The sequence below is a fragment of the Streptomyces sp. NPDC001068 genome (assembly GCF_042897315.1).
Taxonomy (GTDB): domain Bacteria; phylum Actinomycetota; class Actinomycetes; order Streptomycetales; family Streptomycetaceae; genus Streptomyces.
The window spans coordinates 27,361-52,059 of record NZ_JBIAYD010000002.1 but is presented as its reverse complement, the minus strand read 5'-3'; the positions used below and the strand labels follow the sequence as shown (position 1 = coordinate 52,059).

Annotated in this window: 22 protein-coding genes; 12 read left to right on the top strand and 10 right to left on the bottom strand. The window is 72.6% G+C overall.

Going from position 1 to position 24,699, the window contains the following annotated elements:
• Positions 1–78: 78 nt before the first annotated feature.
• From ACFY3I_RS05600 to ACFY3I_RS05585, 4 genes are all read right to left on the bottom strand, one after another.
• Positions 79–696, bottom strand: a complete 618-nt coding sequence (locus ACFY3I_RS05600) for a flavodoxin family protein (RefSeq protein WP_390859474.1) — start codon at positions 694–696, stop codon at positions 79–81.
• 102 nt (positions 697–798) lie between these two features.
• Entirely contained in the window at positions 799–1,545 is a 747-nt protein-coding gene (locus ACFY3I_RS05595; RefSeq protein ID WP_390859473.1) for a DUF2071 domain-containing protein, read from the bottom strand.
• Positions 1,542–1,877, bottom strand: a complete 336-nt coding sequence (locus ACFY3I_RS05590) for a metalloregulator ArsR/SmtB family transcription factor (protein WP_390859472.1) — start codon at positions 1,875–1,877, stop codon at positions 1,542–1,544. The genes ACFY3I_RS05595 and ACFY3I_RS05590 overlap by 4 nt, the downstream gene beginning before the upstream one ends.
• 143 nt (positions 1,878–2,020) lie before the next feature.
• On the bottom strand, positions 2,021–2,758 hold the full coding sequence (locus tag ACFY3I_RS05585) for an aminoglycoside phosphotransferase family protein (protein ID WP_390859471.1): 738 nt from the start codon (positions 2,756–2,758) through the stop codon (positions 2,021–2,023).
• 229 nt (positions 2,759–2,987) lie between these two features.
• Here ACFY3I_RS05585 and ACFY3I_RS05580 point away from each other — a divergent pair, with 229 nt between their 5' ends.
• From ACFY3I_RS05580 to ACFY3I_RS05530, 11 genes are all read left to right on the top strand, one after another.
• Positions 2,988–4,607, top strand: a complete 1,620-nt coding sequence (locus ACFY3I_RS05580; RefSeq protein ID WP_390859470.1) for an FAD-dependent oxidoreductase — start codon at positions 2,988–2,990, stop codon at positions 4,605–4,607.
• A 39-nt stretch (positions 4,608–4,646) separates the two neighbouring features.
• The gene (locus ACFY3I_RS05575) at positions 4,647–5,654 is read left to right on the top strand and encodes an RNA-binding protein (protein WP_390859469.1); all 1,008 of its coding nucleotides are present in this window, start codon (positions 4,647–4,649) and stop codon (positions 5,652–5,654) included.
• Between the two features lie 246 nt (positions 5,655–5,900).
• Positions 5,901–6,086: a hypothetical protein gene (locus ACFY3I_RS05570; protein ID WP_390859468.1), complete on the top strand. Its 186-nt coding sequence runs from the start codon at positions 5,901–5,903 to the stop codon at positions 6,084–6,086.
• Entirely contained in the window at positions 6,083–7,477 is a 1,395-nt protein-coding gene (locus tag ACFY3I_RS05565) for a hypothetical protein (RefSeq protein WP_390859467.1), read from the top strand. The genes ACFY3I_RS05570 and ACFY3I_RS05565 overlap by 4 nt, the downstream gene beginning before the upstream one ends.
• Positions 7,478–7,660: 183 nt before the next feature.
• Positions 7,661–8,332 (top strand): hypothetical protein, encoded by a 672-nt coding sequence (locus tag ACFY3I_RS05560; RefSeq protein ID WP_390859466.1) that lies wholly within the window; start codon positions 7,661–7,663, stop codon positions 8,330–8,332.
• 6 nt (positions 8,333–8,338) lie between these two features.
• On the top strand, positions 8,339–8,995 hold the full coding sequence (locus ACFY3I_RS05555) for a DUF5987 family protein (protein WP_390859465.1): 657 nt from the start codon (positions 8,339–8,341) through the stop codon (positions 8,993–8,995).
• Entirely contained in the window at positions 8,992–10,578 is a 1,587-nt protein-coding gene (locus ACFY3I_RS05550; protein ID WP_390859464.1) for a GMC family oxidoreductase N-terminal domain-containing protein, read from the top strand. The genes ACFY3I_RS05555 and ACFY3I_RS05550 overlap by 4 nt, the downstream gene beginning before the upstream one ends.
• Before the next feature lie 332 nt (positions 10,579–10,910).
• Complete coding sequence (locus ACFY3I_RS05545; protein ID WP_365289156.1) at positions 10,911–11,192, top strand: hypothetical protein; 282 nt, start codon at positions 10,911–10,913, stop codon at positions 11,190–11,192.
• A 164-nt stretch (positions 11,193–11,356) separates the two neighbouring features.
• On the top strand, positions 11,357–12,142 hold the full coding sequence (locus tag ACFY3I_RS05540) for a TetR/AcrR family transcriptional regulator (protein WP_390859463.1): 786 nt from the start codon (positions 11,357–11,359) through the stop codon (positions 12,140–12,142).
• Positions 12,143–12,158: 16 nt separating this feature from the next.
• Positions 12,159–14,612, top strand: a complete 2,454-nt coding sequence (locus ACFY3I_RS05535; protein ID WP_390859462.1) for a SpoIIE family protein phosphatase — start codon at positions 12,159–12,161, stop codon at positions 14,610–14,612.
• Between the two features lie 276 nt (positions 14,613–14,888).
• Positions 14,889–15,539, top strand: coding sequence for a cysteine hydrolase (locus ACFY3I_RS05530; RefSeq protein ID WP_390859461.1), 651 nt, complete (start codon positions 14,889–14,891; stop codon positions 15,537–15,539).
• A gap of 21 nt (positions 15,540–15,560) precedes the next feature.
• Here the strand turns inward: ACFY3I_RS05530 and ACFY3I_RS05525 are convergent, their stop codons facing one another.
• Both ACFY3I_RS05525 and ACFY3I_RS05520 read right to left on the bottom strand, forming a co-directional pair.
• Entirely contained in the window at positions 15,561–16,154 is a 594-nt protein-coding gene (locus ACFY3I_RS05525) for a YdeI family protein (protein ID WP_390859460.1), read from the bottom strand.
• Between the two features lie 51 nt (positions 16,155–16,205).
• Positions 16,206–17,612 carry an amidohydrolase gene (locus ACFY3I_RS05520; RefSeq protein ID WP_390859459.1) on the bottom strand — a complete coding sequence of 469 codons (1,407 nt, stop codon included), beginning with the start codon at positions 17,610–17,612 and terminating at the stop codon, positions 16,206–16,208.
• A 182-nt stretch (positions 17,613–17,794) separates the two neighbouring features.
• On the opposite strand from ACFY3I_RS05520, the gene ACFY3I_RS05515 reads away from it, so the two are divergent.
• Positions 17,795–17,968, top strand: coding sequence for a thiazolylpeptide-type bacteriocin (locus tag ACFY3I_RS05515; RefSeq protein ID WP_031179489.1), 174 nt, complete (start codon positions 17,795–17,797; stop codon positions 17,966–17,968).
• Between the two features lie 120 nt (positions 17,969–18,088).
• Here ACFY3I_RS05515 and ACFY3I_RS05510 read toward each other — a convergent pair whose 3' ends face one another.
• From ACFY3I_RS05510 to ACFY3I_RS05495, 4 genes are read right to left on the bottom strand one after another with little or no spacing between them, the layout of a single operon-like run.
• Positions 18,089–20,254, bottom strand: coding sequence for a TOMM precursor leader peptide-binding protein (locus ACFY3I_RS05510; RefSeq protein WP_390859458.1), 2,166 nt, complete (start codon positions 20,252–20,254; stop codon positions 18,089–18,091).
• Entirely contained in the window at positions 20,251–21,003 is a 753-nt protein-coding gene (locus tag ACFY3I_RS05505) for an ABC transporter permease (protein ID WP_390859457.1), read from the bottom strand. Before ACFY3I_RS05505 ends, ACFY3I_RS05510 begins: the two co-directional genes overlap by 4 nt.
• Complete coding sequence (locus tag ACFY3I_RS05500) at positions 21,000–23,516, bottom strand: ATP-binding cassette domain-containing protein (RefSeq protein WP_390859456.1); 2,517 nt, start codon at positions 23,514–23,516, stop codon at positions 21,000–21,002. The genes ACFY3I_RS05505 and ACFY3I_RS05500 overlap by 4 nt, the downstream gene beginning before the upstream one ends.
• Positions 23,513–24,541 (bottom strand): lantibiotic dehydratase C-terminal domain-containing protein, encoded by a 1,029-nt coding sequence (locus ACFY3I_RS05495; RefSeq protein WP_390860088.1) that lies wholly within the window; start codon positions 24,539–24,541, stop codon positions 23,513–23,515. Before ACFY3I_RS05495 ends, ACFY3I_RS05500 begins: the two co-directional genes overlap by 4 nt.
• Between the last annotated feature and the right edge of the window lie 158 nt (positions 24,542–24,699).

Below are 24,699 nucleotides of genomic sequence, written 5' to 3'. Positions count from 1 at the left end.
CGGTCGTGCTCCTAGTCGTTCTCGGGGTGGGGGCCGCGTGGATCGCCGCGGCCCGGGGGCGGGGGCGCCCTGCGCCGGTCAGGCGGCGGTCGGCGCGGTCCGGCCGGCGGCGAACGCCGCGGCCTGGGTGGCCACCCGCGCTCCGAGGCGCTCGGCGGTGGCGATGTCGGCGTCGTGCACCATGTCCACGCCGCCGTCCTGCGGGGTCTGGGCGCCCGCGCCCACCCAGAATCCGAGGCGGTTGAGATCGCTCTCACTGGCCTGGAGCGCGTTCCAGCCGGGGGCCAGGCCGAGCCCCACCCAGATCATGTGGTGCTGTGCGGCGAAGGCGGCGAGGAAGTTCAGCGTGTTGAGCTTGTCGCCGCTCTTGGACGCGGAGTTGGTGAAACCGGCGGCGATCTTGTCCGCCCAGGTTCCGCGGAGGTACCGGCCGCTGCTGGCCTCCGCGAAGGCGTGGAAACCCGCGGATGCGCCGCCCATGTAGGTGGGGGTCCCGAAGACCACGGCGTCGGCGGCGTCGAGCAGGCTCCACTGCTCGTCGGTGATGGTGTCCACCGCGACGAGGTCGACTTGCGTGGCGGCCTTGCCGGCTCCGCGGGCGACCGCCTCGGCGAGGACGGCGGTGTGGCCGTAGCCGGAGTGGTAGGCGACGACGACGCGCGTTTCCGGGGATGCGGGGGATGCGCCCTGAGACATTGAGGACTCCTTTGGGGGTGTGGTTACTAAAGTAGACCACATCTTTTTTGGTGTCCACATATGGAAAAGAGGCCGGGTTCCGAGGCGTGGGTGTACGGGGTCTCAGCCGACGGGACGGGTTCCGCGCCGGAGGGGCATGACCGGCAGTGGCCGCCAGTCGGCGGGAACGTCGTGCATGATCAGGACGCAGTCCGGCGTCGCGCTGCCCGGCGGGAACCGGTGGGGGTCCTCGAAGAAGGACGACCGGACGGAACGGATCCGGCCGGCCTCCACCCGCCAGGCGTCGGTCCGCAGCTCGATGCCGTCGAGGTGGCCGCCGGCGGTGGTGGCCGAGAGGCCCTTCGCCCCGTCGCGGAAGAAGCCGGAGGCTTCGGCGAGATCGCCGAAGAGTTCGCTGCCGTGCAGTTCGGTGGTCGGTTCGACGGTGACGTCGACGCGGGTGTCGCCGTCCCGGGTGGCCAGCGCGACGCGTATCCGGCCGGGTGTCTCGTGCACCCGGAAGTCGGCGCGGCCGTGTTCGCCGGGGAAAAGGCGGCCTCCGGCCCAGGTGTTGACGCGTGAGGCGGAGTCGCGGCGCGGGATGTAGACGCCGGTCTCGACGCCGTCCGGTCCGTCCCATTCGACGGCGATCCGGTGTGCCGCGTTCTCGCTGCGCAGCCCGAACGCCTGGGGTGCCCAGGCGGGTCGGACGCGTCCCAGGCGCAGCAGGCAGATGCCGGCGACGGCGTGGCCGTGCACGAGCTGCGGGCGAAGGGGGCGGGGGAGCAGGCGTGCCGCGGCATCGGGGGCGACGCGGTAGTTCACCAGTAGCCGGCGTTCGATGACGCTGGCCAGTCGCGGTTGTCTCATGACTCCTCGCCGTGGGCTTCGGGGCGTCGCCACGCGGTGTGGCGGAGGACGATCTGTTCGGGGCATACGGCGCTGAGGAACCGGCCGACGGAGGCGGCCAGGCGGTCCTCGGCCAGGGTGTAGAGGATCCGGTTGCCGTCCCGCCGCTCGGTGATCAGGCCGGCTCCCTTGAGCACGCCGAGATGCCGCGAGACGGAGGGTGCGCTGATCGGGAACCTGGCCGCGATCTCGCCGGCGGCGAGTTCACCGCCCCTGAGGTCCTCGAGGATCTGCCGCCTGGTCGGATCGGCGAGGGCGCGGAAGGCCCCTGCCTCGTTCTGGGCTTCTGTCACCGACCACTATTTAGCATCTTGGCTAAACATCTAACAAGACCGGGTGCGGCCTGCGCTGCCCGGCGCCTCGCCGCTGCTGCCGGCGCGATCGTGGCCTTCTCGACGCGGCGAGGCATGCTGTAGGCGGCCTGGCCCGCGCGGCCTCACATCCGGGATCTGAGCACGTCGACCTCACAGCCCGGCGCGAACGGGTCGAAGCCGTGCTCGGCCAGCCAGCGAACGGCCAGCAGGCTTCGCAGCGACCACCACCCGCGGATCACGTCGAGGTCGACGTCGGTGCCGTAGCCGGCTACGAGGTCGGCGAGGTTCTCCTCATGTCCGAGCGTCAGGGTCGCGAGGTCGAACAGAGCGTCCCCCGGTCCCGCCTCGGACCAGTCGATGATGCCCGTGATCTCCTCGCCGACCGTGAACACGTGCGTGATCTGCAGGTCGCCGTGCGTGAACACCGGGGTCCACTGCCGGAGCGCGGCCTCGGCGACCAGGCGGTTGCGGGAGACGAGGTCGGCGGGCAGGACGGCGTTCGACACGAGCCGCTCGCACTCGGCGTCGAGATCTGCCGCCAGCTCGTCGCGGCTTCGGCCGGGCCAGGGCGGCAACGGCGCGTCGTGCAGCCTCCGGATGGCGGCTCCCGCCGCGGCCCACGCCCCCGGCGACGCGGGCGACGGTTCGCCGAGTCCGCCCAGAGCCCTTCCCGGGACCGCGGCGATCGCGAGCACGGGCGGCTTGCGCCACAGGATCTTCGGGGTCGGCACCGGCGCCAGGGCCATCGCCCTGACCTCGGCGTCGATGCGTGACTGATCGGCGTCCACCTTCAGGAACACGTCGCCGACGCGGAGGGTCGTGCGCTCGGAATGGGCGACTACGACTTCGACCTCATGCATGGAGGACGAGTATCCCGGCGGGGACCGTCGACGTCACCGGGTTTTCCGTGCGCATCGCCCCGGTGCGCGCCGACGAGGGGTACGGCGGGCGCGAACCACGGTCGCCCCGCCTCGATACGGCATCCGGGCGATCACTCGGGCGTGATCGGCCAGAAGTCGGCAGAGGTGGGGGAGAGTCCTACCGGGAGGCGCTGGTGCCGGCGCTCCGGACCCTGGAGGAGGCGATCGTATGAACGACAGCGGTGACGGCGACGAACATGTGCCCGTGCTGGTTGCCGGGGGAGCGCTCGTAGGACTGTCCGCATCACTGTTCCTCGGGCGCCTGGGTATCCGTCACCAGGTTGTCGAACGACGCACGACGCTGTCGGAGCACCCACGCGGCCGGCGCACCAACATGCGGACGATGGAACTCTTCCGGACCGCGGGCATGGAGCCGGCGATCCGCCGGGCGGCGGGGACCCTGTCCCACAACCGGGGCATCCTCCGGGTGGACACGCTGCACGGCGAACACCGGGAATGGCTGCAGCCGCCGGTCACCGGCAGGCCGCCGGAGGACGGCCTCTGTTCGGCGGTCCGCTGCGACTGCCCGCAGAGCGACCTCGAACCGGTGCTGCTGCGGGGCGCCCGGGAACTGGGCGGGGACATCCGGTTCGGCACGGAGCTGATGTCGTTCACCCAGGACGGTCACGGGGTTGCGGCGGTCGTCCGCGACACGCGGTCCGGTGAGTCCCGAACGCTGCGCGCGGACTACCTGCTCGGCGCCGACGGACCACGCAGCACCGTGCGCGAGCGGCTCGGCATCGGCCAGTCGGGACCGGGCGTCCTGTTCCACCGCCTCAGCATCGTCTTCCGCAGCAAGATGCTGCGCGAGTTGGTGGGGGACGACCACTTCGTCCTGTGCTACGTCACCGATCCCGCGGGCCAGGGCGTGCTGCAGCCGGTGGACGACAAGGAACGCTGGATCTTCCAGCTGCCCTGGTCCCCCGAGAGGGGACAGACGGCCGAGCACTTCACCGACGAACTGTGCACCGAGTACATCCGCGCGGCGGCCGGAGTGCGCGACCTGGACATCGAGATCACCAGCAAGGCACCCTGGTGCGCCGCGGAGCGGCTGGCCGACTCCTACCGGGACGGCAGGGTGTTCCTCGTCGGCGACTCGGCCCACGAGATGCCGCCGACCGGGGCCTTCGGCGCGAACATCGGTATCCAGGACGCGCACAACCTCGCGTGGAAGATCGCCGCCGTACTGCGCGGCTGGGCGGACCCCGCCCTGCTCGACACCTACGAAACCGAGCGCCGCCCCCTGGCCCAGGCCATCAGCGCCCGGTCGACCTTCCAGGCGCGCAGCGACCAGAGCTCCGGTTACACCGCCAGGAAGTCGGCGGGCTACTCCGAGGTGCCGATCACGGTGGCGCTGGGCTACCGCTACACGTCCCCGGCGGTGGCCGGTGGCGGCGGGCCCGTCGTACCGGAACTGCTGAGCCTGTGTGCCGACCCGGGCAGCCGCGCTCCCCACATGCAGGTCGTACGGGACGGCGAGGTCCTGTCCACCATCGACCTGTACGAGAACTCCTTCGTCCTGCTCTGCGGGCGCCCGGAGTGGGCGGAAGCGGCACGCGGGGCGGCCGGGCGCCTCGGTGTGCCGCTCGATGTCCACCTCATCGGCAGGGGAGCCGAATACGACCTCGACCCGGGGGAGGGGCCCAACTGGTGGACCGTGCACGGCACGACACCCGAGGGCGCGGTCCTCGTACGCCCGGACGGCTTCGTGGCCTGGAGGACCGGCGACGGACCGGCGGCAGGCGGACGTGAAGCGGACGACCTGTTCCGGCGGCTGCTCGGGCGGTGAACGACGCGGGGTGACACGGGCGTGCCGGATGATGGGGCGGTGCACCTCCCCTACGTCCACCGTGTCACCAAGTACGATCCCGCCGACCGTGACGAACGCGGGCACTACACCGGCGACGAGGACACCGTCAGCGATCACGGCGAGGTCGAGGCGTCGTATCTTCGGGCGGTCGCCGTGTTCGCCGCGGACAGCGGTGTCGATCGGCTGGCCGTACGTGAACCACAGGTCTCGGGCCTCGCGCGCTTCGGTGCGGAGCCTCCGGGGGACGGCTTCGGGCTGGACGGGCTCTTCCCCGGCGGTCTCGCCGGAGTTCACGACGGGGCGGAGGTACCGCTCGCCATCGCCCTGGAACTGGTGCGGGCCATGTTGCGGGAGGACGGCGTCTGGTGCCGCCTGGAGGTGGAGGGCGCGTTCGCGGTTCACGTGGGCTGGGACCAGTACCTCTATATCGGCAGCAGCCGCCCCTGCGAGGCGGCGTTGGCTCACACCCGGCGGAGCGGACTGTTCCCAGAACGCCTGGACGCCTCCCCGTACGCCTTCGAGGCCGAGGAGGAGGAGGTCGTCCAGCGGCCCGCCGACGACGAGTTCTGGGCCGACGTGAGCGTGGAGGTCGCCGACGACCGTGCGGGAGTTCTGGAGGAGACGTACGCCGACGGTGGTTCACGATGGCACCGCCTCACCAGCGACACCATCGGCGCCGTTCGCGCCGCACTGGCTCCCCGGGCCCGTCTCGCCGTCTGGCCTTCTCTGTCCGCCGATGTCGACGCCGTGCTGAGAACTCTGCCGGCCGACGGCCTCGTCGAGGGCGTGTGGGAGGACGCCGAGGGCACCCTCCACAGTGCTGTGGCCGACGAGGAGGATTTCCCTGAACTGATCGCGCGGATGTCCGGTGCTCGTGCCGCCGCGCTCCTGTCCGTCTACGCGGGTGAAAGTGTCCCCCTGTGCACCGCTGTCCTGCCCGACAGCGACGGAGTCCTACGAGCCCGCTGGCGAACCGAGCCGACGCCGGGCGACCGCGACTGGGCACGTCGTCCGACTCGGGGTTGACCGATGCGGCCGGCCGGCGGGTCTCCGCCCGGCGGTCGACTGCCGTCCCGGCCATGGCCCACCTCGCCGGACGGGTCGAACCGAACCCGTTCTCCCGGGCGCGCGTCGCGCACCGGCGGCTGTCGTGGTGACCGGGAACCCGAGTTCCGTGACGCAACCACTGGGCCGGTCAAGGTTATTGACGCCGTGTCATCGACGATGGTTCAGTGGCTCAGCCACTGGACCACTCAATGACCGGGAGCCGAGGTGGAGGCACTGCCACGCGAGACGATCGTCGACGCGCTGGAGAGGCGACTGCGCGAGGACACCCTCGCCGAGCCCCGGATACGGGAGTTCCCGCGTCTGGGCGGGGCGGGGCTCCTGCCGATACCGGTCCCGCACGGCCCCGACCGGATCGGTGAGATCTCCGAAGACCGGCGCGGTGCGCGGTGAGCCCACGCGGGACGGTGTTCAGGGAGACCCTGCTGGGCCGGGTGCGTCTGGCCGACGAGGACCGCGACCACCCGATCCGGTTGGACCTGCTGGTCCGTGCCGACGGCATGCCGCTGTTCCACCGCACGACACGGGCGGACGTGACCGGACGCGTACGCGTGGCGGGACGCGCCGACGACTCCGAGGCCGTGGGTGACCTGGAGACCGTACTCCTGTCGCGCGACTGGATCCGTTACCGGGTCACCTTCACCATGGAAGGCCGGCGCCTCACGCTGGTCGGCCGCAAGTCGATGGCGCTCACGCGCCCGCTCGCCTCGCTGACCGTACTGCCGTACACCCTGTACGAGAACGGTGACCGCGTGGGCGAGGGCACGCTGCGCTTCCCCCTCGTCACCGGCCTGCTGCCCTTCCTCACGAGCTTCCGGTTCCCCCGCGCCGACGCGTCCCCCGCCGGCCGGCATCTCCCGCCGCGCTGGGACGGCGCGGCGGGCCGCACCGAGGTCTGGTACACGACCCTCACCGATCCGGCCACCGACAGCGGGATCTGGCTGCACCACGAACTGGTGGCGCCCGCCGACGGTTCCGCCGCCTACGCGCACGGCTGGATCGCCGTCTTCCCCAAGGACGGTCCCGTCGAACACGCACGCTTCGGCCCCGTCCCGTGGACGGCGCGTCCGGAAGGCTTCACCGCCGAGGGGATCCGCGTCCGACCCGGCCGACTCACCGGCGCGGCGGGGGCGTTCACCTGGGCGCTCACCGAGAGCCCCGAGGGCCCGCCGCTGTACACGTTCCCGCGCTGGTCCTGGCGCCGACCCTGGCTTCCGGCCTCACACATGCTCCCCGCCACCCGCTCCCGCTACAGCGGAACCATCCGGTACGACGCCGGTGAGCTGCGGTTGGACCGGGCTCCCGGGGCCGAAGCACGCATCTACGGCCACGGCAACGCCCGCCGCTGGGCCTGGCTCCACGCCGACCTGGGCGGCGGTGACGTCCTGGAGATCGTCGCCGCGGTGTCCATGCGACGCGGACTCGACAGGCTGCCGCCCCTGGTCTTCCTGCGCCTGCACCGGAACGGCCGCAACTGGCCCCGGCGCGCGGAACGTTCCGCCGTGGGCTGGGCGGGCGTCGGCCGGTTCCGCGCGGAACTCGGCCTGCCGGAGTGGCGGGTCGAGGGCCGGGCGGGCCTGAGGCGCATCAAGGTGACGGTCACCCAGCCGCCCGACCGGACTCTGACGCTCGGCTACACCGACCCCGACGGCTCCGCCGCGGTCTGCCGCAACAGCGAGGGCGCGGACGCGGTGGTCAGTCTGGAGCGCTGGTGGGGCACCTGGCGCCAGGAAGCCGTATGGCGGCTGTCGGGTACCGCGCACGCGGAGGTCGGCGACCGATGAACCATCGCGATCCACCCGCCCCGGGACCGGCGCCGTCGTCATCGTGCCCCGGTCACCAGTCGTACCACCTCCACTCGTACCCCCTCAGCTCCTGAGCCGAGTGCCCCACCCCCGGCCTGCCGGTCCCAGTCACCGTCGGCCCGCCCCGTGCGACACCACACCTTTCCGCGTCCAGGAGGTCCTGTGTTCCCCGTGCACCTGCGCACGACCGCGGCCGGCTTCGCGATGGCCCTCGGGGTCTGCGCCGCGCTGTTCCCGAGCCACGACGCATCCGCCGCCCCCGCCGAATCGGCCACCGCCGTCCGCGCGGCCCGGACCGTGGACCCCTCGCCGGTCCTGACCTCCTCCGACACGCCTGCGGTCGGACCCTTCGCCGAACCGGGCTTCGCCGCCACGTGCACCTGGCACAACTTTGGCGAGGGTGAACAGCCGCCCCTGTGGCTGATGTTCACGAACCCGCTGTGCGTGGAGTACAGCAAGCGCGACATCACCTTCGACGACGGCGGAGCCCTGCGCTTCCTGGTCGCCGAGCCCTCCCGGTTCGCGATCACCATGCTGACCTGCCGCTACTACCAGAAGGACCACTGGAGTGTGCAGGCCACCAACGGCGCCGTACCGTACGTGGCGTGGGACGGCCAGTACTGGTGGGACAAGACCCACCGACGGGCCGGCGCCCGCCTCACCCACTTCAGGATCAACGGACAGACCGCGGGCATCGGTGACGCCGTCGCCGCCCTGCGCGCCTCCGACTTCGACAACCTGGCCGACGCGCTGTCCGACTACGGCCAGGAGGCCGGAGAGACCGGTCTGACGGTGGCGCTGCCGTACGACCTCGGCTGCGCGCTGATCGGCTGACCGGCCATGTCCACCCCCAACCGACGAGCGATCCTCAAGGCGCTCACCGCATCCGTCGCCGTGCTGGCCGCCGGGGAACTCACCGTCACCCCTGCGGCCGCCGCCGCGCAGGCCTCCGAGAACTGGACGACACAGACCCTCGGGGCCTTCGCCGACACCCTCATCCCCGGCGAGCACCGGTTCTCCGGTGACCAGGTCTGCGCCGGGGCGGTCACCGGGCCGGGCGCCGTCCAGGCGGGCGTCATCGACGTCATGAACTCCCCCCAACTGCCGCTGGCACCGCTGCTGCCGGAGATCGCGGCCCTGCTCGACGCCCGTGCCATCTCCTACGCGGCGGTCCGGCTGATCTGGCTTTCCCCCAGCCGGCCGCCCTTCGTCGACCTCTCCTTCTCGCACCGGACCAACCTGGTCGCCGGCCTGTTCGGGTCGGGCGATCTCGACGAGCCGGTCTGGCAGGTGATGAGCCTGATCGTCGGCATCGCGTTCGACACCGCGGGCCAGTTCGACACGGCCGCCGCCCTGGCCCAGGGGCATCCGGGCCTGACCTGGCTGAAGTTTCCCAAGCCGAACCCGGACGGCCGGTGGCGGTTCGAGGACTTCTCCTACGGACGCCGGCTCGCGGCGCTCCACCCCGCCACGACCCCTTCCGGGAGCCCCGCATGACCGAGACCACGGACGTCCTGGTGATCGGCAGCGGCTTCGGCGGAGCCATCCCCGCGTACTACATGGCCGCGGGCGGAGCACGGGTCACCGTTCTCGAACGCGGACCCCGCTGGGGTGCGGACCAGTTCAGCCACTCCATGCGCCTGGGCACCTACAACAAGATCGTCGACGTGATCCGCGGCGACGGAGTCTCGGTGGTCGCGGGCAACTGCGTGGGCGGCGGCAGCGTCGTCTACTTCGCCGCCTCGCTACGGGCACCGTCGTACGCCTTCGAGCGCCACGGCGGCATCGGGCGGCGGATGTGGCCCGCGTCCATCAGCCGCGCCACGCTCGACCCGTGGTACGACCGGGTGGAACAGGCGCTGCCGGTCGCCCGCACCGGCTGGTCGGACGTCTCCTACGCGGGCGGGGTCCTTGCGGCCGCCTGCCAGCGCGCCGGGCACACCTGCAACCCGGTGCCGGTGGCGGTGGACACCGCGACCTGCACCAACTGCAACTGGATGCTGTCGGGCTGCGCTTTCGACGCCAAGCGCTCCATGCTGCTCAACTACCTTCCCGCGGCGGAGGCGCACGGCGCGGTCGTCCGGCCCTTGCACGAGGTTCAGCTGATCACGCCCTCACTGGAGTCCGGCTACCGCTACGCGGTCGCCTACACCGTCCTCGACCCCGATGACTACACCTGCACCGCGAGCGTGGGGATCATCCACGCCAAGGTCGTGGTGCTCGCGGCGGGCGCGGTGGGCACGCCGGTGATCCTCCAGCGCTCCGCGCTGCCGCTCGGCGGCATACCGGGGGCGGTCGGCCGCTACTTCTCCGGCAACGGCGACCACGTCAGCGTCGCCGACGTGGACGAGGGCAAGGCGGGGTCGCTGCTCGGACTCTCCCGCCCCGACGGGACGGCCTACCAGGGGCTGCCGATCGGCCGGCCGATCACGTCCGCCACGTACGACTACCTGGATCCGTCCGCACCGGAGTACAGCCGGTTCATGCTCCAGCAGATCTACTTCCCGCCGCTGACCAACGTCCTCGCCCAGACGACCGGCTCGCCCGGCTGGTTCGGCGTCGACAAGAGGCAGATGCGAGCCCGCTGGCCGTCGTGGCTCACCCTGCTCGCCATGACCGAGGACGACAACGAAGGCACCTTCGGAGTGGCCCCTCCCACCGGGAGCTTCATCCGCCTGGCACCCGGCCTCGGTCAGGGCACGATGTCCTTCCATCCCACCGCCCGGACCCGCCAGGCATGGGACCGGGCGGACACGGCGCTCCGCGGAATCCTGGAGAAGGACGGCCTGTCCCGGGTCCGTCCCTGGAGCGAGGCCCTGGCCGGTACGGTCACGGCCCACCCGCTCGGGTCCGCGCGCATCGGCGACGACCCGGCCACCAGCGCGCTGGACGACAGGCACGAACTGCGCGGGCTGCGGGGCCTCTTCGTCACGGACGGCTCGGCTGTTCCGGCCTCGCTCACCGTCAACCCGTCACTGACCATCGCCGCACTGGCCGAACGCGCCACCACGGGGATCGCGACCCGCGTCGCCGAGGCCGGAGTGGCCATGACCGGGGGTGTCCCGCTGCCCGGCCGGTAGACCGACGGAAGACTCCGGGCCGCGCGCACGTGGGCAGGAGGATCGGCGGCGGCGCGGTCCGGTGCGGACCGCGCCCCGCGGTTCCGGCGGGGTTCCGGCCGGGCGGCTGACCGAGAAGGCGGGACGCGGGCCGTATAGCATGGTGCTACGTGACGAGGCCGAGGGTGCCCGCTCCCATCGCCGCCGAAGGTCACCGATCTCAGCGGCGACGCCGCACCCGCGGACACGGTGCGCTGAACAGCCCGGCTCCGAGCGATGACGACGACTCCTCGGAGAACCCGGTGCGGCTCCCGTCGCGACCGAGCTCGGGTGTTGACCCCAAGGAGAAGACCATGGTGCATCACCACAAGCGCAACCGGCAGGTCGAGGGAGATCCGGACCGCGATCACGGGCGCGGTATGCCCCGGCGGCCCGACGAGACGGAACTGGAGCGACGTACCGAGGAGGACCGGCGCGAACTCGGTCTGCGTGCGGACGCGCCCAAGTCCGCGAACGCGCAGTACGAGGAGATCGAAGCGGAGGTCGACCGCCAGGCGGGCACCGGCGAGGTGCGGTCGGGTCCCGCCTCCCGCAAGGAACGCAAACCGTTCCCGCCGAGCCACTACGACGGCTGAGGGCGCTACGCGATGTGACCGGCCGGGCCCGCGGGGGAGTTGGGGGCACGTCGGTACGGGGGTCCGGCAGCGGTCACCTGCCGCCGAGGGGCGGTGAACGGCACGGATCGGAACAACCGTATCGATGATATTTAAAAGAATCGTAACGGTGTTAAATTGGGCAGATGCAAGACCGGGCCGTACGCACCCAGCAGCGGGTTCTGCGCGCCGCCGCGGAGCTCCTGAGCTCGCAAGGACGTGCGGGTATCTCGACGCGTGCGGTGAGCGCGGCCGCCGGAGTGCAGCCGCCGACCCTGTACCGCCTGTTCGGTGACAAGGACGGGCTCCTCGACGCCCTCGCGGCCTACGGTTTCCAGCAGTACCTGAAGGAGAAACAGGCCCTCGAACAGACCGATGACCCCGTCGCGGACCTGCGCCGTTCCTGGGACCTGCACGTGGAGTTCGGTCTGTCGCGCCCCGGCTTCTACGTGCTGATGTACGGCGAGGGCCGCTATCGCGGCGGCATGCCGGGAGGGCTCGAGACCATCGCCATCCTGCGCCGGACCCTCGGCCGGGTGGCCGCGGCCGGCCGGCTGCGGATGAGCGTGGAGCGGGCCACCCAGCTCGTCCACGCCCTGGGCCTGGGTGTCGTGCTGTCCCTCATCGCCACACCGCCCGCCCAACGGGACGCGAGCCTGCCGGTGACGGCCCGTGAACAGGCACTACGCATGATCACCACCGCCGGCACCGACGGGGAACCGGGCGCGGACCGTGACCTGGGCACCGGAGCGGACCAGGACCCGGGCACGGCCAGGGACCCAGGTACGGAGGTGGCGTGCCGGGCCGCGGCCCTGCGTGAGGCGCTGTCCCGGGGCGGCTCCACCCCGATGACGCCGTCCGAGGGCGCGCTGCTGGCGGACTGGCTCGACCGTCTCGCCGACGCGGGCCCCGCCGGCCGGCCGGCACCCTGAAGGAGGGACGGCGCCGATGGCAGGAGCCAGGATCACGATGCCCCAGGCCGGGCCGGAGGCGGGCCAGTCGGTCGGCACGGCCATGGCGGTGGTCGACGCGCGCGGCGTGGTGGCCGCGTGGAGCGCGGAGGCGGAGCGGCTCAGCGGTGTCGCCGCCGCCGAGGCGACCGGGCTCTTCGTCGGACGGCTCCTGGCGGACCCCGAGGCGATCCTGAGGGCGCCCGCCTTCACCGACCCGAGCCGCCGGGGAGAGGGCTGGTCCGGGATCGCCGGCCTGCGCGGCGGCGACGGCTCGCCACGGGACGTGTACCTGCGGGTACACCCGCTCACCGAGCGCGGCGGAGGGGTGCGCTGGCTGGTCATCGCGACCGAGATGACGGCCGTTCCCTCGTGGCCGATGAACGGCGCCGGCGTGCAGGCACTCCTCACCGGGGCGCCCATCGGCATCGCCGTACGCGACACCGAGCTGCGGTGCACCTGGGTCAACGACGCACTGGCGCTGCAGGACGGCATCCCGCGCGAGAAGAGGCTCGGGCGCCGGCTGACGGAGGTGCTGCCGGGACCCGAGGCCGAGTCGGTCGAGGCGGTGATGCGACTGGTCCTGCGGAGCGGGAAGCCGCAGGTCGACCACGAGTACCGGGCGTGGATGCCCACGAGGCCGCAGCAGGAACACGCGTTCTCGACCTCGTTCTTCCGCCTCGACGACGCGGACGGGCGCACGTTGGGGGTGTGCGTGATGAGCGTCGACGTGACCGACCGGCAGCGGGCGCGCGAACGCCTGGCCGTGCTCAGCGAGGCCAGCACGCGGATCGGCACCACGTTGGAGGTGATGAGAACCGGTCAGGAACTCGCGGACCTCGCCGTGGCCCGCATCGCTGACTACGCCACCGTGGACCTGGCGGAGACCGTCGCGGAGGGCGAGGACTCCCTGGCCCGGGTCGGCTCGACGAACGGCCGTGTGCCCGCGTTCCGCCGGGCGGGGGTCGCCTCGGTCCACGACGGCGCACCGGAGTCGCTCTGGTCGCGCGGCGAAACCGTGTCCGTGCCCGCTCCTTCCCCTTTCATACAGGTCCTGGCCTCGGGCGAATCGCATCTCGAATCGGAGCTGAACACCACACCGGGCGCCTGGCTGGAAGGAGACCAGGAGCGGCTGGACAAGATACGCCGTTACTGCATGCACTCGCTGATGATCGTGCCGATCCACGCCCGCGGCGCGGTGCTGGGCGTCGCGGTCTTCGTCCGCATGGGGGACTCCGTGCCCTTCGAGAGGGACGACCTGCGGCTTGCCGAGGACCTCGTCGCCCGTGCCGCCCTGTCCCTCGACAACGCCCGCCGCTACGTACGCGAACGCACCGCAGCCCTCGCCCTCCAGCGAGCCCTGCTGCCGGGCAGGCTGGTCGGCGGGGTGGCCGTCGAGGTGGCGTCCCGCTATGTTCCCGCGGACACGGAGCACGGCGTGGGCGGCGACTGGTTCGACGTGATCCCGCTGTCCGGCGCCCGGGTCGCCCTGGTCGTGGGCGACGTCGTGGGCCACGGCATCAACGCGGCGGCGACCATGGGCCGCCTCCGGGCCGCGGTGCACACCCTCGCCAACATGGACCTGTGCCCGGACGAGCTGCTGGCCCACCTCGACGACACCATCTCCCGCCTCGGTGTGGAGGACAGCGACATCCCGGAACGCGCCGCCGCGGAGTCGGGCGCCACCTGCCTGTACGCCGTGTACGACCCGGCCACCCGGCGCTGCACGATGGCCCGGGCGGGTCACCCGCCCCCCGTGGTGATCTCGCCCGAGGGCGAGGTGTCCGTCCCCGACCTGCCCGCCGGACTGCCGCTCGGGGTCGGCCCGGCGTCCTTCGAGTCCGTGGAGGTGGAGCTGCCCGAGGGCTGTGTGGTCGCCTTCTACACCGACGGGCTGGTGGAGACCCGGGACCAGGACATCGACGCGGGGATAGGCCGGCTGGGCACCGTCCTCGCGCGGCCGGACCGTCCGCTGGACGAACTCTGCACAGCCGCGTTCGCCACCCTCGTGTCCAGGGCGCTGGAGGACGACGCCACGCTGCTCCTGGCGCGGCCCCGTTCCCTCCTGCCGTCCCAGGTCGCCACCTGGGACCTGCCGAGCGATCCGGCCGTGGTCGCACACGCCCGGGCCCTGGCCACCGCCCAGCTGATCGCATGGGGACTGGAGGGGTTGGTCGCCACCACGGAACTCATCGTCAGTGAACTGGTCACCAACGCCGTACGCCACGGAGCCGGTCCGATCACCCTTCGCCTCATCCGGCACGAGGTGCTGGTGTGCGAGGTGACCGACACCAGCGACTCGGTCCCTCACCTGCGCCACGCCCGTCCGACCGACGAGGGCGGGCGCGGACTCTTCCTCGTCGCACAGCTCGCCAGCCGGCGGGGCACCCGCAACTCCCCGTCGGGAAAGACGGTCTGGGCCGAACAGGAGATCAACGAGCAGTCCTCCTGAGCCCGTCCGCATCGAACCGCCCCCCGTTCGAACCGCTCGGCAACGCGCATCAGTGCATCGTCCGTTCGTCGTGGCCGCCCCGCGTCGCGTGATCACGGACGGACTTCGTGACGCCTGCACAGGCAGGGAGCAGGACCGGGGCCCGGTGTTGATGCGGAACGTCCCGAGGTGATGCAGGCTGGAACCGGAGGGCCGGACGACGGGGCGGCGGCGCCTCGGACCACACATCCGGCGGACACACGCGCCAGGACTCGGATATCGCACTGGGAGCGTCAGGTGGAGATCAGGAACACCGACACTGCTGTGGTTTTCATCGACCCGCAGAACGACGTGCTGAGCGAGGACGGAGCGGCCTGGGAGGTCGTGGGCGCGAGCGTCACGGAGAACAGAACCGTCGAGAACATGGAGAGAATCTTCGAGGCCGCGAAGAACGGCGGCTACGAGGTCTTCATCTCGCCTCACTACTTCTACCCGACCGACAACGGGTGGCGGATGAACGGGCCCCTCGAGTCGAGCGAGCTCAAGACGCACACGTTCGCCCGCGCGGGACAGCTCGACCTGACCGGGTTCGTGAACTCCGGGGCGGACTGGCTGGACCGCTTCAAGCCCTACATCGAAGACGGAAGAACAGTGGTCGCCAGCCCGCACAAGGTATTCGGGCCGGAAACCAACGACTTGGCACTGCAGCTGCGCAAACGGGGAATCCAGCGGATTGTTCTGGGCGGGATGCTGGCGAACATGTGCGTCGAGTCCCACATGCGGCATCTCATCGAGGAGGGTTTCGAGGTCGCGCTGGTCAGCGACGCGACCGCCGGACCACGGCACCCCGAGTGGGGTGACGGCTATCAGGCGGCGATCGTGAACTACCGCTTCTTCGCCCACGCACTGCTGACGACCGACGAAGTGGTCAAGGCCATGCAAGCCTGACTTCGGCAACCGCGCCCGCGCCTACGGGTGCAGTTTCTCGCCCTTCGCCAGCATCGCCACGTACGTCTCTATGCGACGTGCCCGGGTCTCGGCCTTCTTGGCGTCCTGGATCCGGTACAGGATCGCGTAGCGGTTCTGCCGGTCCAGCGTCTCGAAGAACGAGGCCGCTGCCGGGTCGGCGGCGAGGGCCGCCGCGAGGTCGTCCGGCACCGTGGCGCTCTTCGCACTGTCGTAGGCCGCCTCCCAGCGGCCGTCCGCCTTGGCGCGGTCGACCTCGGCCTGCCCCGGCGCACGCATCCGGCCCTGCTCGACCAGGGCGGCCACCTTGTCCCGGTTGATCTTGGACCACCTGCTGCGCGGCGTGCGCGGGGTGAAACGCTGGAGCCACCACTGGTCGTCGAGTCCGGCCTTCTGGCCGTCGATCCAGCCGTAGCAGAGTGCCGCGTCGAGCGCCTGGGCGTAGTCCAGCGCGACGATTCCGGGGCCCTTCTTGCGCAGCTTGAGCCAGATGCCGGGCGAGACGGCGTGGTTCTCCCCGAGCCATGCCTCGAATGCATCGGCGGATTCGAACGCGACGATCTGCAAGTCCTGAGTCACCCCAGCAGCGAACCACATCCGGGCCGGTCGTGGCGACGTATTCGGACCCGGCCCGGCTCCGGCCGCTGATCAGTGTTCGATTTCCGGGGCCGGATCGTCCCGGCTCGTGGCCGGCCCTGCCGCCTGACCGCCCGGACCCCGCCCCAGCCGGGCCAGGGCCGCCGTCACGAGGGCGGCCGTGCCGGTCTCCAGCGTGAGGCGGACGCTGGGCAGGTAGCGGGGCGAGTGGTTCGCGGGCAGGGCGCGGAGTTTCTCCGCCGCGTTCGTGCCGGGGGCGGCCGACCACTGTGCGGGGCCGGTGGCGCCGAGCATCCAGTAGGCGCCGCGGATGCCGGGCCGTCCGTGGAGGTGAGCACCGGCGCCGGTCAGCAGGGGGAAGTCCTCGGTCGCGGTGCTGCCCGGCCAGCCGGTGACCCGGGCGGCGCCGAAGTGCGCCCGGTGGGCGTCGCGGACGGCGGCTGCGAGGCGCGGGTCGGGGAGTGTGACGCCGGAGCGGGTGAGCGGGGTGACGGCCGTCCGGGGCGGCAGGGCGGCGGCCGACGCCTCGGCGTGGACCACGCGTTCCACGGCGGTGACGGCGCGGTCGAGTGCGGCCTCGCTGAACGCGCGCGCGGTGATGTGCAGTTCGGCGCGGGAGGCGATGACGTTCCCGGCGTGGCCCGCGTTCCCGGTGCGCAGCGACGACGCCGTGACGGTGAGCCGTTCCGCGGGATCGGCCTCGCGGGCCGTGATGGACGCGAGCCGGGTCACGACACCTGCGGCGGCGAGCAGCGGGTCGGCGGTGAGGTGCGGGGTGCCGGCATGGCCGCCGTCGCCCTCGAAGACCACCTCCAGTGTCACGCTGCCGGCCAGGACGGGGCCGTCGGAGTGCGCCACCATGCCCGCCGGGAACTGCGCGGTGTGCTGGGCGATGACCTCGTCGGGCGGGGTGATCCGCTCGTACAGGCCGTCCTCCAGCATGGCCCGGGCGCCGCTCAGCGTCTCCTCGGCGGGCTGTCCCACCACGAGGAGGGTGCCGCGCCACCGGTCGCGCCGGGTGGCGAGCCAGCGGGCCGCGGCCGCCGCGCACGCCAGGTGGGCGTCATGTCCGCAGGCGTGCATCACCGGGACCGTGCCGCCGCCGGGGCCGGGCGCGGTGACGGTGCTGGCGTAGGGCACGCCGGTGTCCTCGGCGACGGGCAGGGCGTCGAGTTCGGCGCGCAGGAGTACGGCGGGGCCGTCGCCGTTGCTCAGTTCGGCGGCGACGCCGTGGCCGCCCACGTCACGCAGGACGCGGAAGCCGTCCGCGGCCAGCCAGTCGGCGAAGCGGCCCGCGGTGCGGCTTTCGGCGCCGGAGAGCTCGGGATGGCGGTGCAGGTCGAGGTACAGCTCCGCGGTGGGAGCCAGCAGCGCGGCGAGGCCGGGGAGGGCGGGCCTGGCGGGGGCGGACCGTCCGTGGTCCGGATCGGTGCCGTGTCCGTGGCTGACGGTGGTCATGGGCGGGTCTCCTGGGTGGGGTGTCAGCGGGGTGACAGCGGACGGCGAGGGCGGTGACGGCGGCGCCGCGTAGAAAGGGAGGTGCCGCAAGGCCCCCTGTTCCAGGGGTCGTTCGGCGCATGACCGGGCGGGGCGGTCCCGTCGCGTCCGGCGTCAGGTCCCGCGTACCAGAAGGAGTCGTCATGGCTGACAACACCCTTGCCTCTCTCGCCCAGGAGATCCTGGACCTCGAGTCCGAGACCTTCGAGATCACGGACTACTCGGACGCCAGCGAGGTCATGCTCGGCTCCTCCACCAGCTGCTCCTCCACGAGCACCTGCTCCAGCACCACCAGCACCACCTCCTGCACCGCCTGACGTTCCTCGTCCGGCTGCGAAGGTCCCCGGCGTGTCGGCGTGCCGGGGACCTTCGGCGTGTACGGGCCGGGGCGCGCGGGACGCGGCGGTGCCGCCGCCCGTCACGAGCGCCCGTGGCCGTCAGGGAAACGGGTGGGGCACGAGCCGCAGGTCACCGTCCCCGAGCGGCGCGGGCACCAGGCCCGCGCGATGCGGTGCGGTGCGCAGCCGCGGCATGTGCGGGGCCCGCTGGCGCAGCCATCCGAAGTCGATGGGCAGGAGCCCGGGAGCGAGTGTGGCGACCGTACGCAGCCCCATGCGGCGCTGCTCGGGTGTGGTCTGGTCCACGGCGATGACATCGCAGCCGGCCGAGACCAGCAGGTCGCGCAGAAGCGTCAGGTCGTCACGGAGGTCGCCGGTGCGCGGCCGCTGCTGCTGCCATCCCCCGAACAGGTCGGCCAGCGGCGCCACTTGCGATGGGAAGAGGTAACTCCTCGCGTGACGTCGCATGGCGGGCAGTCCGAACAGGGCGGCGTGGTCGGGCAGATGCTTGACCAGGTCGAAGTCCTCCGCCATGGCGGCGAGTTCGGCGGGCCGCTCGGCGACCTGCCGGGGCAGGTGCGGGATGTAGGTCAGGATCTCCGAGATCGCGGACTCCACGGCCGTCTCCGGGTCGAAGGACGCGCCCGCCGCGAACGCCAGGGTGCCGGGCCCGTCGTCACGGCGGACGGCGAGGCCCGTGACGACCGGCAGCGGCAGGTCGACACGGTTGTCGAAGACGTGGACGTCGTAGCCCTGCAGCGCGGCCCGCGCCACCATGGCCCGCACCTGGGGGCCGCGCAGCGAGTCCAGGTCGATCTCCGGGAGCGGCAGACCGCCGTACCAGCCGAGCAGGAAGGCGTCCCGCTCGACGAGCTCCAGCAGGCCGAAGAGGATGGCCTCCTCCGGGGAGCCGCCGGTGGCACAGCCGTTGGAGCATTCGAAGACGAAGTTGTCCTCGCGGGTCCCGGCGCTGTAGTAGACGAGCCGGGCCGGGACGAGCACCGGCCGTTCGTCGCGCAGGGACCAGCCGGTGACCCACGGGATCGGGCGGGCCGGGTCGAACGGCTCGACCATCGGATCCTCGGCGTAGGTGCGCGGCCCGTACAGGCCGCAGTCGCGCGGGTCGAGGGCACGGTCGCCGAGCTCGTCGAAGGAGGCCGTCGTGACGGGGGCGCGGTGGCGGCGGTGGGTGCCCGCGTAGCGTTCCAGGCCCTCGAGGAAGGCCAGATCGCGGCTGCGGGCGAAGGAGTTGGCCTGACCGCTCCACGTGACGTCGGTGAGTCCGGCGTAGCCGCGCATGAAGACGCTGCCGGCGACGGGCGCGGTGGTGGGGGAGGTGACGTCGATCCAGGTGCCGCCGCCGAGCACCCCGCACACCGGGTTGGCGAGGCCCTTCACCGGCAGCGGGTGGTCGGCGGGGCGGCGCAGCCGGTAGACGTCCGGGTGCGGTTTGGGGCGGGCGGCGAGCGGTGCCACCATGGCCTCCTCCGCGGCCTGCCGCGCGGCCTGTTCGGTGAGCGGCCGGCAGTGCGGGCACATCGGCTCCGGCACCAGTGGGAAGGTCCGTACCCGCAGGCTCTCCAGATCGAGTTCGGTGACGCGGGGGAGGGCGGCGTCGGGGCCGTCCGGGGTGTGCCGGGCGGCGCCGGAGGCGATGAGCCGGTGCAGGGACCAGACGGCGTCCACCGTGTGGTCGGGCAGTGCGGGCCAGCGGCCGGCCGCCGTGGTCTCGGAACCGGTCTCCAGCGCCTCGCGTTCGGTACGGGTGCGCAGCCGCTGCCGGCGCATGGCCAGGCAGGTGCCGCAGGCCGGCCCGGCGTCCCCGGTGCCGCCCCAGGGGCCGAGCAGCACGGCCTGCGCGGTGAGGTGCACGGCCGCCGTGTGTGCGGACACGGCGTGGCCGGGACGCTCGCCGTGGGGGCCGACCTGGTTGACCTGGCCGACCTCGCCGACCTCGCCGACCTCGCCGATCTGGTCGACCTGGCCGGCCTCGCCGGGCACGTCGGTGCCGACCGGTACGCCGCTGCCGACCGGTACGCCGCCGGCGACCGGTACGCCGCTGACGTCCTGTGCGCCGTCGGCGACCGGTACGCCCTTGCGGCCCGGCGAGTTGGTGTCACCGAGCACATTGGCGTCGTCGATCCGGGACACGGCGGGAGCGGGCAGGCCGGCGGCCCCGGCTCGGGCCGCCAGCCGGGCCTGGAGGTCCGCGCGGGCGGCCTCCAGGGGGGAGATGGCCGCCGCGGGGGCGGTGACGGTGGTCATGGCCGGTTGCTCCAGCGGAAGATCCGGGTGGCGATCAGTCCGAAGACGACGGCGAAGACGGCGAGTCCGGCGCAGTCCAGGCCGATGTCACCGAGGTCCCCGCGGCCGCCCATGGCGTCGGTCAGGCCGTCGTTGAGGTAGTGCAGCGGCAGCACCTTGGCGACCGTGCGCAGCCAGCCCGGCATCAGGTCGTCGGGGAAGAACGATCCGGACAGGAACGCCATCGGCACCATCACGATGTTGGCGATGGCGGCGACCGCCTCCGGGGTGTCGGCGACACTGCCGACCACCAGACCCATGGTGAGGAACGCGGTGACGCCCAGCACCAGCAACGGCAGCGCCGCCCACCAGGGCCCGTTCAGCCGCAGCCCGAAGAACGGCAGCAGGGCGACGGCGGTGAACAGCACGGCCTGCACGAGGGCCACGCCCATCGCGACCGTCCAGCGGGAGGCGAGCAGGGTGCGCAGCGGGGTGGGGGAGCGCCAGATGAGACGCAGCACGTCGTCCCGCCGCCACTGCATCAGGGCGAAGCCGACGGAGAACACGGCGGCGTTGCCGACACCCCAGGACAGGACACCCGGGCCGATGTAGTTGATGGACGACAGACCGCCGTCCACCTGCTGACCCCGGAAGATGAGGCCGAAGAGGACCAGGAAGGCGAGGGGGAAGGCGAAGGTGAAGAAGAGGGTCGTCCTGTCGCGCACGCTCGCGACGTAGGTGGCCCTGGTCAGTGCGGCGTACGCGCTCAACGGTGGTGCTCCGATCCGGATCCGGTCAGCTTCAGGTAGGCGTCCTCGAGGGTGGCGGTGCGCACCGAGACCGTGGAGATGTCCACGAGGTCGCCGAGGGCGGTGAGGACGCGGTTGGGGGCGGTGGTCTCGATGACGAGTTCGTCGCCCTCGACGGTGGCCCGGTCGACCCCGTCCAGCGCGAGGGCCTCCTTCGCCGTGAGGTCCGCGGCGGGCAGCAGCAGCCGGGCGGGCGCGGCGAGCGAGCGGATGAGACTGCGGGGCGAGTCGAGCGCCACGAGCCGGCCCGCGGCGATGATCGCCACCCGGTCGCACAGGGCCTCGGCCTCGTCGAGATAGTGGGTCGTGCAGATGATGGTGCGGCCCTCGGAACGCAACGAGCGCAGCAGCTCCCACAGTTCGCGCCGGGCCTCGGGGTCGAGGGCGGCGGTCGGCTCGTCGAGGAAGATCATCTCCGGTTCGTTGAGCAGCGCGGTGGCGACGGCGAGCCGCTGCCGCTGGCCTCCGGAGAGGTGGTCGATCCGGGCGTTCTCCTTCTCGGTGAGGCCGACCCGCTCCAGCGCGGTGCGCGCCACGGCCGGGTCCATGCCGTAGAGCGCGGCGACGGTGCGCAGGTGCTCGCCCGCGGTGAGCCGGGCGAAGAACGCCGACGCCTGGGTCTGCACACCGATCCGGGCCAGCAGCGTGGTGTCGCGCGGCCAGGGGCTCTGACCCAGGACGCTCACGGAGCCGGAATCGGCCTCGCGCATCCCCTCCACTATCTCCACCAGGGTGGTCTTGCCCGCGCCGTTGGGGCCGAGGATGCCGAAGAACTCGCCGTGTCGCACGGTGAGGGAGACGCCGTCGAGAGCCGTCACCTCCCCGTACCGCTTGGTGACGCCGTCCAGGACGACGACCGGCTCGGTCCCGGTGCCGCCGGGGACGGCCTCCGTCTGCGTGTCGGGTCCGTTCATCTCGCCTTTCCTTGGGTGCTGTGACGGCTCCGGGACGCCGGCGGCGCCCTCGGTGTCCGTCCGCGCCGGGGCGGACTGCCCCGGCACACGTTCGATGGGTACGGCGGCGGGCCGGGCCGGCCGCCCGGCGTGAGCGACGCCGGGAACCGCCGCGGGCGCCGCTGTCGGTACGGCCGTCGGTACGGCCGTCGGACCGGACGTGGGACCGGCCGTCAGACCGGAGGTTGGACCGGCCGTCAGACCGGAGGGTGGACCGGCCGTCGGATCGGACGTAGGACCGGCCGTCAGACGGGCCGTCGGAGCAGACGTCGGACCGGCCGGGGCGCGGCGGGCGCGCAGGGTACGGCCGAGCGTGCCGAGTGCCCACAGCAGCAGGAGGGCGCCGAGCAGCGCGGGCGGCATCCACCAGGCGAGCGTCGCCAGGCCGTCCGGCAGGACGGCGCGCAGCGCCGCCCCGCACAGCACGAGCAGTCCCGCGCACTGCACCGCGGTGAGCAGCGCGAAGCCCCCGTACACCAGGCGCAGCCGGGGCGGGTAGGCGCCGAGGCCCGGGCCCCGGCGCAGCGCGGCCCGCACGGCGAGCGCCACGAACGTGCGGCTGCCGGCCGCGAGATCGGCGACCCCGAGCGCGTGCCCGAGCGCCTTGTAGCCGTCGAGGGGTGGCAGCGGCAGCAGGTTGGCGAGGCCGGAGACCGCGCCGAGCAGCAGCAGCGCGCCGAGCGCGGGCCGCGCGTCGGCATCGGACGGCAGAAGCGCCCACACCGGGTAGAAGGGCACCAGGAAAAGGACGTTGGCGAAGACCCCGGCGCAGGCGGTGGCCACCTTGCGGCCGCGTCCGCCCAGGAACTGGACGTCCTCGATCTCGCAGTAGAGGTAGGTGGCGCCGAGGATCCAGCGCAGCCCGATCTCGGTGACCCGGCCCTGCCAGGCGCGCGCGGCCAGGCCGTGCGCCACTTCGTGCAGGGCCAGGCTGCACCACAGGACGCAGCCGACCGCGAGCAGCAGCACGGGCTGACGGGCCGTCTGCCCGGTCTGTCCCCACAGGGTGCGCCATTCGACCCCGACGGCCGTGAGCAGCGCGACGGCCAGCACGACGAGCACGCCCAGCACGGCGGGCCGCCGCAGCGGGGCGGTGGCGCGGTGCAGCCGGTCCATCAGCGCGGGCGCGTCGGCGACCAGCCGGGTCCGTCCGGCCAGCAGCCCGCTCGGCCGAGGCGTCGGCGACACGGCGGCGGACGGCGTGGCGGCGCGCGGCGTGGCGGGTGCGGCGGCGCCGTCGAGGAGGCCGCGGCCGTGCAGCAGCCGCAGCATCTGACCCCACTGGGCCTCGCCGAGGCGGGTGCCGAACTCGCCGGTGTACTCCCGGCCGATCTCCTCCAGCGTGCGGGTGCCGTCCAGCCTGGCGATGAGGAAGTGCTCCTTGGGACCGACCTCCAGGCGCTGCCCGGTCCGTGGGTCCTTCAACAGGTGGATGCGGGCCGCTCCGCGCACCAGGCTCGGGCCGGCCACGATGTCCGGGCGGACGCGTGGCCGGGCCGCGAGGAAGGCGTCGGCGCTCACTCCCCACCGCCCGGGGCTCTGTCGCGCAGGGCGCGGGCGAGGACGTAGGAGAGGAACGCTTCGTCGCGAATGGTCATGCCGAGCCGGTTGTTGGTCATGTGCAGGTACGGCGAAAGCAGCATGGGCAGCGCGTGCGCGGGGTCGGTCGCGTGGATGTCCCGGGTGCCGTCCCACGACCGGAAGGTCAGCTCGCCGGCCTGCGCCAGAGCGGCGGCGCGGTCGCGGAGTTCGGCGCAGTGCGTGGCCCAGCCGCGCAGGAACGCGGGGAGGCGGTGCGGCTCGCCCGCGGCCACCGCCTCGCGGATGTGCCGGAACCGCTCCGGAAGCCGGTCGCCCATCGCCTCGTAGGCGCGGTCGTAGCCCTGGTCGGCGGTGAACGTGGTGCCGCTGAACGCCTTGTTCCAGAACGTGTGGTAGCCGTCCAGGAAGCGAAGCAGGGACTCGTCGTCGGCGAGGAAGGTGCCGGCCATGACCATCATCAGCTGGGCGGACAGGCCGAGCAGCACGGTCCGCAGGTGCAGGTTCATCGTGCGGGCGGCCTCGATGACCAGGTCGCTGGAGTGCTGGAAGTGCCACTCGGCCAGCTCGATCCCGGCCGGGCCGCCGTACTTGCCGTACTCGGGCTCGTAGGGGCGCTCCTCGAAGGAGTTGTTGGGCCGCAGCTTCATCCGGCCGTCCTCGCCGAGGAATTCGGCGCGCTGCTCCTCGCTGTACTCCAGGGTGAAGAGGGTCTCGTAGAGGTCGGCGAGGAAGCCGGCCTTGACCTCGTACAGGGCCGGGCGCCCGCGCAGGAACTCCTCCAGCGCGGCGCTCGTGCGCTCCCGCACCGGCCCGGCGTCCGCGGCCCGTCGCGGCTTGAGCCGCAGCCGCAGGTGGGGGCCTTCCAGCCAGTAGTTGATGAAGAAGTACCCGTCGAGCAGGCCCTCCTCGGTGAGGGCGTCGACCAGCGGCCTGACGCAGGTCAGCAGCAGCGGGCGGGGGCTGGCCGCGTAGAACACGTGGACGGCCAGCCACTCGCCGGGCATGTCGCCGCCCGCCTCGCCGGAGGCCGTGTCGCGGGCGGCCGCGTCGGCCGGGGCCGTGTGAGGAGCGGTCACGTCGGCGAGGGCCGTGTCTGAGGCGGTCGCCTCGGCGGGGATGGTGTCGGAGGCGGAGGCGGAGGCGGGGATGGTGTCGGAGGCGG